The sequence below is a fragment of the Janibacter sp. CFPM2_SD2 genome (genome assembly GCF_057364645.1).
Window position 1 is genome coordinate 1 of the sequence record NZ_JBNFOF010000123.1, and the last position, 9,349, is coordinate 9,349.

The following is a 9,349-nucleotide window of genomic DNA, read 5'->3' on the forward strand; positions in this document are numbered from 1 at the left end:
CGTCGCCACCGCTGCGCCGAGGGAGTCCTCGGCGCCGGGCCCGGCCTGCCGGCCGGCCGCTGCTCCAGAGCGGGCGACTCCTGCAGGTGGGTGCGGTAGACGAGCGCAGAGACGCTGCCGAGGATCGCGACTCCGAGGGTGCCGCCGAGCTCGTAGGAGGTCTCCTCGAGCGCACCGGCATTGCCGGCCTTGTCCTCGGGCGAGCCCATCATGACCATCGCCGAGGCGATGGCGAGCGACCCGGTGCCGGCACCCACGAGGAGCATGGCCGTGAGCACGAGCGGGTAGGTCAGCTCGTCGGGTCCGAGCCCGACGGCGAGCAGCCCGACCCCCGCCAGCACCAGCCCCGAGGCGAGCACGGCCCGTGCCCCGATGACCCGGGCCAGCGGCGGCGCGGCGAGCGAGGCGACGGCCCCGGCGAGCGCGACGGGGATGAGCTTGATCCCCGACTCGATCGGGCTCGCGCCCTCGACGAGCTGCAGCCACTGGGTGAGCAGGAGCAGCGCCGCGAGCATGGCGAAGGTCGTGCCGAGCGCCGCGATGATCCCGGCGCTGAAGGGACGGCTGCGGAAGAGGCCGACGTCGAGCAGCGGCGCATCGCTGCGCAGGCAGCGCCGCACGAAGATCGTCAGCGCACCGAGGCCGACCGCGAGCGCCAGCAGCGCGGGCGGGTGGACGAGGCTGGCCTCCTTGCCGAAGGACTTCACCGACCAGACGAAGGCGACCATGCCGACGAGCGCGAGCACCGCGGCCGTGACATCCCACCGGCCGGCGCCCTCGACCCGCGACTCCGGCAGCACGAGCACGCCGGCGATGATCGCGGCGATCATCAGCGGCACGTTGACGAGGAAGGCCGCGTGCCAGGAGAAGTGCTCGAGGAGGAAGCCGCCGACGAGCGGGCCCACGGCCGCCCCGAGCCCGGACACGGCGGCCCAGATGCTCAGGGCCGTCGCCCGCTGCCCGGCGTCGGTGAAGATGACGCGAATGAGCGAGAGCGTGTTGGGCATGATCATCGCGCCGCCGATGCCGAGCACGGCGCGCAGGACGATGACCGCCTCAGCGGTGTCGGCGACGAGGACGAGCAGCGAGCTGACGAGGAAGATCGCGTAGCCGAGCAGGAGCATCCGTCGGCGGCCCCACCGGTCTGCGACCGCGGCCCACGGCACGAGCAGCCCGGCGAGGACGAGGGAGTAGACGTCGACGATCCACAGCTGCTGGTTGGCGGTCGGTCGCAGCTCGGCGGCCATGTCCGGCAACGCGATGTTGAGGATCGTCATGTCCATCGTGATGACGAGCAGGCTCGCGCTGAGGACGGCGACGGCGGCCCAGGCGCGGCGCGTCGACACCGGGGCGGTCGCGGAGGTGAGGGTGGAGTTCATCGGGGGTCACTCCCTTCGGTCGTGGTGGTGGCTGTGGTGGGGGCGGCCATGAGCCGGCGGAAGACCGCGGCCATCGCCTCGGCGGAGACCGGCTCGTCGTGCAGCCCGGCGTGCAGCGTGGCGCCGTCGAGGTAGAGGCCGATCGCCTCGGCGACGGGCGGGTCGAGGTGGCGGGAGAGGATCTCGACGAGCCGGTCGGTCCACCGCAGGGCGAGCTCGCGCAGCCGCGGGTCGTCACCGAGCCCGGCGTGGACGAGCTCGAGGTCGGCGCGCACCGCCCGCTCGTCGGCGAGGAAGCCGTGCATCTCCCGCGCCAGCCGCTCGGGGGCGTCGTCGAGGGGCAGCAGCTGCGCCTCGACCTCGGCCAGGCCGGCGTCGATGAGGTCGGAGAGCGACTGCAGGGCGAGCTCACGCAGCTCGTCGAGCGAGCCGAAGTACTGGGTCGTGGAGCCGAGCGAGACCCCGGCCCGGGCCGCGACGGCGCGGTGGGTGAGGGAGGCGGCGCCCCCTTCGACGACGAGCTCGGCGGCCGCCTCGATGATCGCGCGGCGGCGTCCCTCGGGGTCACGTCGTCCCGGTGCCGGCCGGTCCTGCGTGGAGCCCACGGCCCCTCCCTTCGTTGTTGTACATCCGTACATGTACATGTGTACAGGATCGAAGGGGGGAACGCCAAGTCGCCCGCGGGGAGCCCTCCCCGTTGCCACCACCCCGGCACTGCACGAAGGTGTCCACATGTCGCGCACTGCCGAGCTCCCGTCGCTGTGGTCGACCGCCGCCGCGCTCGCCAGCGGCACCGCACTGGCCCTCGGCCTCGCCTGGGCCGTCACCGGCCTCGACGGCGACGGCGACTCGCGTCCGCAGGCGAGCCCGGGTGACGTCTTCTCCTCCCCCTACGCCGAGGAGCCCCTGCCCGACCAGGTCCGGCTGGAGCTCCCGTGGCGACATCTCGACGTCGCGGTCGCAGCAGCGCAGCCGGAGCTGCCCGACATCTCCGGCGCCCCGGCAGACGTGGCACCTCCCGAGGGAGGGAGCTTCGTCAGGGTCGACCTGACGAGCCCGACCGACCAGGTGCCCTTCGTCGGGATCCGCCACCCCCTGGCGACGCAGGTCGAGGTCTCCGTGCGCGCCGACGGGGTCGACCACCCGCTGAGCGATCGCCCGGGAGGCTTCCGCCTCGACCCCGAGACCGCGTGGAGCAACGCCACCGGAACGCGATGGGTGGCCGTCGACGGCGCCCCGACCGATGTGGAGCTCGTCGTCACCGTCGACGGGGAGGAGCAGGTCGTCGGCAGCGACGGCGCCGCCGACCTCGGCCGAGCCGCACAACTCGCCGACCTGCCCGCCGCCACGAGCCTCCAGGACGAACCGGAGATCGACTGCGGCCGCAGCCGCCGCGCCGACTCCTCCGACCTCGAGCTGGAGGACTACTCCCGTGAGACGGCGTGCACCGTGACGCGAGTGCTGCGCGTGCCCTACGTCGACGGGCTGGGCTGGGCCCCTCGGGGACGCGAGTACGTCGCCGTGCTCCTGACCCTCGACCGCACGGTCGACGTCGAGCGGACCGATGACGAGAGCTGGAGCTCCGCCACCACCTTCTCCGCCCGCCTCGGCGGCGAGGAGCCGCTCGCCGGCCCCGTCGACGTCAACGACCTCAACTCCGGCACCCTGGCGATCCAGGACCCGGACGACCCCCAGATGTTCGTCTTCGAGGTCGACGAGGGCACGAGCCCGGACCTGGAAGCGGCGCTCGACATCGAGGCGGTGCCGAGCGATCCCTTCGCCACGGGCCGGGAGACGCTGCGGCTCGTCTGGGACGTCGAGGGAGGGCGGCTGTCATGACCCGGGCACCCTTCGCTCGTGGCGCCGCCCGACGCCCCGCCACGAGCGGGCAGCTCTGGACCACCGTCTGTGCGGCACTGGCGGCGGCCGCCTTCGCCAGCAACCTCGCCGCTGGCTGGCGCGCCGACCACCGACACGTCCTCGCCGCCGGCGACCGGCTGCCGCTCCAGTCGCGGGTCCACAACGGGCAGCCCCACGAGGTGCTCGTCCCCGGCACGGCCGTGGACCTGCAGGTGGGCCGACCCGTGCGCGAGATGGACGCGAGCCTCGTCGACCTCGGCGCCGACCGCGACTGGTCGGACACGGCTCCCGTGCGCGCCGATGACGCGGCCCGCCTCGTCCCCGTCTCGTGGCTGGCCCGGCCGGTCGACAACGCCGCTGGTCAGGAGGTCGGCGAGCAGGAGATCGGCATCCGCCTCGTCGCCGGCGGAAGACGCATCGACCTGGCGGACGGGACGGGCCGGGAGCTGGCCGCCGAGGCCACGGGCACCGGCACCTCAACACTCGTCGCCGTCGGACGCCGAGGTCGCGACCTCGCCGTCGAGGTGACCATTCGACGGCGTGACCCAGCGCCTCGACGTGGCGACCGGAGAGCTGGACCGCGGCGCCGCCCGGGGACTGTCGACCCGCCCGCGACGGGTCGACGCCGCATGCCCCGACTCACGACCGTGCCAGCTGCGGACCGACGCCGCGTGGCGGCCGCACGCCCGCCGGGCCACCCTCACGACCGGACCCCTGGCCCCCTACGCCTGGGACGACGAGCTCGGCTGGGCCGGCGAGGGACGGCACTGGACCGGGGTCGCCGTCCGCCCCTCCCCGATGTCATACGTCGTGGACCGCGCTGGCACGCCGCGCAGCGTCACCGGCGTCCGCGACCTCTCGCTCCGCCTGGACGGGCAGGAGCCGGAGCGCACCGAGGGCCTCGAGGGCGGGGAGACCTACTCCAGCGCCCGCCCCGGGTACGCGGTCTTCGCCGTCGACGACGACGAGACTCCGCGCGAGCTCTCGGTGGCGCGCACGCTCCGACTCGACGGGGCGACCATGCCGACGACGGTGCGCGTCGCGGGCCACTTCCCACTCGATCGGGGCTGACCCCCTTCGCTCAGGCGCGACGGCCGGAGGCGGCCACGGCACCAGCGTTGAGCACCGAGCCACTGACGAAGAGGGTCGCGCCGATGATCTGGAAGGTGTTGGACAGGCTGGCGTCGACGATCATGTCCTGCACGCTGTCGGCGTCGGCGCCGCAGGACGACCCGGTCTCGGTCGTCGTGCACGTCCAGGAGTCCGTGGAGCTGCGGGAGTCGTGCATGTAGGCGAAGGAGAAGGCGATCGTCAATGCTCCGAGGAGCATGAAGAGCACACCGACGATGACCGCAAGAACCCGCATGACCCACCCCTCTCGCCGGGCACCCTGCCCGTCCGCCGACCACCGTAGCCACCGGGGGCGGCCCCTAGGCTGGCGACATGCACCGGATCTTCACCACGGCCGTCGCCGACGTCTACCCGCACTACGTGACCAAGGTCGAGCGCAAGGGGCGGTCCAGGGACGAGCTCGACGAGGTGATCCGCTGGCTCACCGGCTATGACCAGGCGGCGCTCGAGCGACACCTGGCCGAGGGGACGACCTTCGAGGACTTCTTCGGACAGGCGCAGCTCAACCCGGCCGCCGAGCTGATCACCGGCTCGGTCTGCGGGGTCAAGGTGCAGGAGGTCGAGGACCCGCTGATGCGCCGGATCCGCTACCTCGACAAGCTCGTCGACGAGCTGGCCAAGGGCAAGGCGATGGACAAGGTGCTGCGTTCGGCCTGAGCCCACGTCGGGGCCAGCGCCCACCGCGCCGTGTCGGCCGTACCCCCTCGACCCGCGGGTGGGGTGGCGTGCGTCGGCGTCAGTCGCTCGGATCGAGCAGGGCCCGGATGTCGGCAGAGGTGATCGCCCCCGAGAGCGCGCCGCCGTCGTCGACGACCCGCTCGAAGAGGTCGCGCTTGCGCTCTTGCAGGTCGACGACCTTGTCCTCGATCGTGTCGGTCGACACGAGGCGGTAGACCATGACCGGCTTGTCCTGCCCGATGCGGTGGGCCCGGTCGATGGCCTGGGCCTCGGCCGCGGGGTTCCACCACGGGTCGAGGACGAAGACGTAGTCGGCCTCGGTGAGGGTCAGGCCGACACCGCCGGCCTTGAGGCTGATGAGGAAGGCGGTCTGCTCGCCCTGCTTGAAGCCGTCGATGACGCTCGCGCGGTCGGTCGTCGCCCCGTCGAGATAGCTCGTCGTGATGCCCTCGGCCTCGAGCCGCTCGCGCACGATCGCGAGGAAGCCGGTGAACTGGCTGAAGACGAGCGCCCGGTGGCCCTCGACGGCGAGCTCGCCGAGGTGCTCGACGAGCACGTCGAGCTTGGCCGAGATGCCTTGGCCGCGGTGCTCGTCGTCGACAAGGCCTGGGTCGAGGCTCAGCTGTCGCAGCCGGGTCAGCGAGGCGAGGATCGCGACTCGGTTGGCGTCGGGGTCGTCGAGGAGGCCGAGCACCCGCTTGCGCTCGCGCTGCAGGTGTCGGTCGTAGATGCGCCGGTGGGTCGAGGAGAGCTCCACCGGGAGAACCTGAATCTGCTTGGGCGGCAGGTCGATCGCCACCTCCTCCTTGGTCCGACGCAGCATGAGCGGGCGGATCCGGCGACGCAGCCGGTCGAGGAGCTCGGGCTGCTCGCCTGACTCGATGGGCTTGCGGTAGAGGTCGCCGAAGCGGTCGCGCCGCGGGTAGAGCCCGGGTGCGGCGAGCGCGAAGAGGGACCACAGGTCCATGAGCGAGTTCTCCAGCGGGGTGCCGGTCACCGCGAGGACGAAGGGGGTCGACAGGCGCCGCAGGGCCTGGTGCGTCTTGGAGCGGTCGTTCTTGACGAACTGCGCCTCGTCGAGGATCACGCCGCGCCAGTCGACCTCGGCGAACTCCGCGGCGTCGATGCGCAGCACGGCGTAGGAGGTGACGACGAGGTGGGCGCCGTCGACCGCCTCGGCGACGGACGCGCCGCGGCGGCGGTGGGTCTGCGGCAGGGTACGCACGACGAGGTCGGGGACGAACTTCGCGGCCTCGCTGGCCCACGTGCCGACGACGCTCGTGGGGGGCGACGACGAGCACCGGCCGGTCGAGCTCGCCCGCCTCGTGGGCGCGGGCGAGCAGCGCGAGGGCCTGCACGGTCTTGCCCAGACCCATGTCGTCGGCGAGGACGCCCCCGAGACCGGCGTCCCAGAGCGTGCTCAGCCAGTGATAGCCCTCGAGCTGGTAGGGCCGCAGGGTCGCCCGCAGGGAGGCCGGCGCCTCGGGCACCGGGCGGCTGTCGATCTCGCGGAGGGTCTCGACGCCCGAGCGCCACGCGTGATCGCGCTCGACCTCGACGTCGGCGATCGCCGCCAGCTCGTCGTAGAGGTCGACCTGGTAGCGGCTCAGCCGCACCTCGCCGGCCTCCGGCTCGACGAGTGCCCGAGCCTCCTCGATGAGCGCCCGCAGGTCGTCGAGGACCGGGTGGTCGAGCCGGAACCACTCGCCGGTCTCGAGCTGCATGATCTCCTCGCCGGCGACGAGCGCGGCGAAGAGCGGCTCGAAGGGCACCTCGACGTCGCCGACGGTGACCCGCACGTGCAGGTCGAGCCAGTCGGAGCCGCCGTCCTCGCTCGCCGCGTGCAGCGAGACCTCGGGCTCGGCGTCGAGCTCCTCGAAGTTCGGGACGTCGTCGTCGACGACCACGATGCAGCGCGGGTCGTCGTCGAGCCGCGGCACGACGACGGTGAGGGCGAGGATCGCCGCGGGCCCGTGGAGCCGCATCGGCGAGCGCAGCCGCCAGCCGTGCGGAGACCGGATCCGCGCGCCCGGCAGGTCGGCGAGCGGCTCGAGCTCCTCGAGCAGGGCGTGCTCGGCCCGGCGATCGCGCGGGAGAGACCCCTGCTCGTCAGCACCGACGACATGGGTGCTCCCGCCCGCCGAGTAGGCGAAGCCCAGGTCGAGCAGCACGCCGCGACCGTCCCGGCGCACGTGGAGGTGCAGCTGCGGCGGCTCCGGCAGCGGCAGGTCGACGCTGTCGTCGGAGGAGATGACCGTGACCCGCTCCCGCAGCCGCGGGAGGAAGAGGGCGACGAAGCGCTCGACGTCGGCCTCGGGCACGACGATGTCGCGGCCGGCGACCAGCTCACCCAGCTCGGGCGTCAGCTCGGCACCGAAGGGCGCCAACCGCATCCGCTCGCCGTCCTCGCCCACCTCGGCCCAGACGACTCCGTGCGCCGGCTCGCCGACGAGCTGGAGATCACCCGCGTCCGGGCCGGCACCGTCGATCGACGGGCGGAGCAGGAGCCCCTCGTCGACAGCCGTGACGTCGAGGACCACCTCGACCGCCTCGTCGAGCAGCTCGACCTCGTCGCCGGCCTCGCTCGCGATGAGGGCGACGCCCGCGTCGCGGACCCGCCGCAGCGCGAGCCAGACGCTGGGCCCGAGTGCGTCGACGTGGACGTCGCCGCCCGAGCCGTAGGAGTGGCGGCGCATGCCGGTGTGCGCCTCGTAGAGGGCGAAGAGCGCGCTCACGGCGCGGCGGTGACCCTCGCGCACCCCGACCGCGGCGTAGGGGTTGGGCTGGAGAAGCTCGCTCCACGAGTACTTCTTCGCCCAGTGGCCCGCCTTGGTGCGGCGGGTCGGACGCAGCCGGAGCCGGGGGGCCCGCTCCCGCCCCCAGGTGTGCAGCGGCGCCTGGACCCGCTCGACGACGAGCGCGACGGGTGCGCCCTGGGTCAGGGGCTCCGGGTCGGGGTCGCGAGCAGCGGCGCGAGCGCGTCCTCCCACGGCCGGGTCGGCGGGCTCGGCTCGACGCCGCCCGCAGATCCGCCGAGGACCTCGCGGACGCTGACCACGACGGCGACGGCGTGCTTGCAGTCACGGGCCACGGGGCAGCTGCAGCGGGCGCCCCACTCGACGACGGCATCCCTCGGGTCGCTGCGCAGGGAGACGATGGTCTGGTAGGTGTCCCGCTCCGAGCCGGCCACCTTGGCCACGACGACCCGGCCCCGGTTGAGCGTCGCCACCTGCTGGACCATGCCGCGCTCCGCGTAGTCGAGACCGCGCTCGAAGGACCCCTCGTCCGTCGCGGCGAGGATCTCGTCGTCGCTCAGCCCGCGGACCCACGTGGCGGACTCGACGTCCCAGACCACGGGTCAGCCCCGCTGCGAGGACGAAGGGAGGATCGGCATGCCCCCACCGTAGGCCGGTCCCCCGTCACCGCCTCACCACGACCGCCGCCTGTGGACAGGCGCCCACCGCACTCCCCGCCTGTGGACCCAGCCGTGGCCTCGCGCCGCCCGACGACGCGACGTCCCCCTTCGCCATGCGGTAGATTGGTTGACGTAACAACTATTACCCAGGAGCCCTCCATGGCCACCCACGCCTTCCCCGAGCCCGTCGTCGTCACCCACGGACCGAGCGATCCCGACGCGCCGCTCGTCGTGCTGCTGCACGGCCGCGGGTCGCACGAGGGCGAGATCATCTCGCTCGCTCCGCATCTGCCGCAGGGCCTGCAATACGCTGCGGTGCGCGCACCGATCGCCGAGGGTGGGGGCTTCGCGTGGTTCGCCAACCGTGGCATCGGCCGTCCGGTCGCCGAGTCACTCGCCGCGACCATAGCGTGGTTTCGCGCCTGGCTCGACGACGTGGCCCCGGAGGGCCGCCCCGTGGTGCTCGTCGGATTCAGCGGTGGCGCCGCCTTCGCCGGCGGGCTCCTGCTGGCCGACCCCCAGCGCTTCGTGGGCGGGGCGATCCTCTTCGCGACGATGCCCTTCGACGCGGGCCTGCCGACCACGCCGGAGCGACTCGCGGGCACCTCGACGCTCGTCATCCAGGGCGACACCGACCAGGTCATCCCCCGCGAACTCCTCGACCGGACGTGGGACTACCTCACCGGCGAGTCCGGCGCCACGACGACGGCGCTGCGCGAGCCGGGTGGGCACGACCTCACCGCCGCCAGCCGGCAGGCCCTGTCGGCCTGGCTCGAGGACGTCACCGCCTGACGGTCGCGTCAGACCCCCGCGCAGCGCGCGGTCACCGCGTCGACGAGTCGTCGAGGCCGCGCGCGCGCGTCGCGCCGCACCAGGCCGAGCCCGC

The 9,349-nt window shown here is 73.4% G+C and carries 9 protein-coding genes and 1 pseudogene; 4 read left to right on the top strand and 6 right to left on the bottom strand.

The genetic code is table 11. The features are described from left to right. Both AC2W7J_RS11850 and AC2W7J_RS11855 read right to left on the bottom strand, forming a co-directional pair. Positions 1-1,379 (bottom strand): MFS transporter (locus tag AC2W7J_RS11850; RefSeq protein WP_485982618.1); only part of this gene is annotated, 1,379 nt, incomplete at its 3' end. Further along, positions 1,376-1,984 (bottom strand): TetR/AcrR family transcriptional regulator, encoded by a 609-nt coding sequence (locus tag AC2W7J_RS11855; RefSeq protein WP_255184772.1) that lies wholly within the window; start codon positions 1,982-1,984, stop codon positions 1,376-1,378. The genes AC2W7J_RS11855 and AC2W7J_RS11850, both read right to left, overlap by 4 nt. Before the next feature lie 127 nt (positions 1,985-2,111). Between AC2W7J_RS11855 and AC2W7J_RS11860 the strand changes: the two genes are divergently transcribed. Beyond that, a complete protein-coding gene (locus AC2W7J_RS11860) occupies positions 2,112-3,218 on the top strand; it encodes a hypothetical protein (protein ID WP_485982619.1) in 1,107 nt (368 codons plus the stop codon). 561 nt (positions 3,219-3,779) lie between these two features. Continuing rightward, on the top strand, positions 3,780-4,310 hold the full coding sequence (locus AC2W7J_RS11865; protein WP_485982620.1) for a hypothetical protein: 531 nt from the start codon (positions 3,780-3,782) through the stop codon (positions 4,308-4,310). A gap of 10 nt (positions 4,311-4,320) precedes the next feature. Here the strand turns inward: AC2W7J_RS11865 and AC2W7J_RS11870 are convergent, their stop codons facing one another. After that, entirely contained in the window at positions 4,321-4,605 is a 285-nt protein-coding gene (locus AC2W7J_RS11870; protein ID WP_255184775.1) for a hypothetical protein, read from the bottom strand. A gap of 77 nt (positions 4,606-4,682) precedes the next feature. Between AC2W7J_RS11870 and AC2W7J_RS11875 the strand changes: the two genes are divergently transcribed. Continuing rightward, positions 4,683-5,027, top strand: coding sequence for a DUF2200 domain-containing protein (locus tag AC2W7J_RS11875; protein ID WP_255184776.1), 345 nt, complete (start codon positions 4,683-4,685; stop codon positions 5,025-5,027). A gap of 79 nt (positions 5,028-5,106) precedes the next feature. Here the strand turns inward: AC2W7J_RS11875 and AC2W7J_RS11880 are convergent, their stop codons facing one another. The 3 genes and pseudogenes from AC2W7J_RS11880 to AC2W7J_RS11890 all read right to left on the bottom strand — a co-directional run bounded on the left by AC2W7J_RS11880 (position 5,107) and on the right by AC2W7J_RS11890 (position 8,289). Further along, entirely contained in the window at positions 5,107-6,273 is a 1,167-nt protein-coding gene (locus AC2W7J_RS11880) for a DEAD/DEAH box helicase (protein ID WP_485982621.1), read from the bottom strand. 115 nt (positions 6,274-6,388) lie between these two features. Further along, positions 6,389-7,744, bottom strand: a pseudogene (locus tag AC2W7J_RS11885) (SNF2-related protein); the annotation flags it as partial. Between the two features lie 242 nt (positions 7,745-7,986). Then, the gene (locus AC2W7J_RS11890) at positions 7,987-8,289 is read right to left on the bottom strand and encodes an SWIM zinc finger family protein (protein ID WP_485982625.1); all 303 of its coding nucleotides are present in this window, start codon (positions 8,287-8,289) and stop codon (positions 7,987-7,989) included. A 333-nt stretch (positions 8,290-8,622) separates the two neighbouring features. On the opposite strand from AC2W7J_RS11890, the gene AC2W7J_RS11895 reads away from it, so the two are divergent. Beyond that, complete coding sequence (locus tag AC2W7J_RS11895; protein WP_485982623.1) at positions 8,623-9,255, top strand: alpha/beta hydrolase; 633 nt, start codon at positions 8,623-8,625, stop codon at positions 9,253-9,255. The last annotated feature ends 94 nt before the right edge of the window (positions 9,256-9,349 follow it).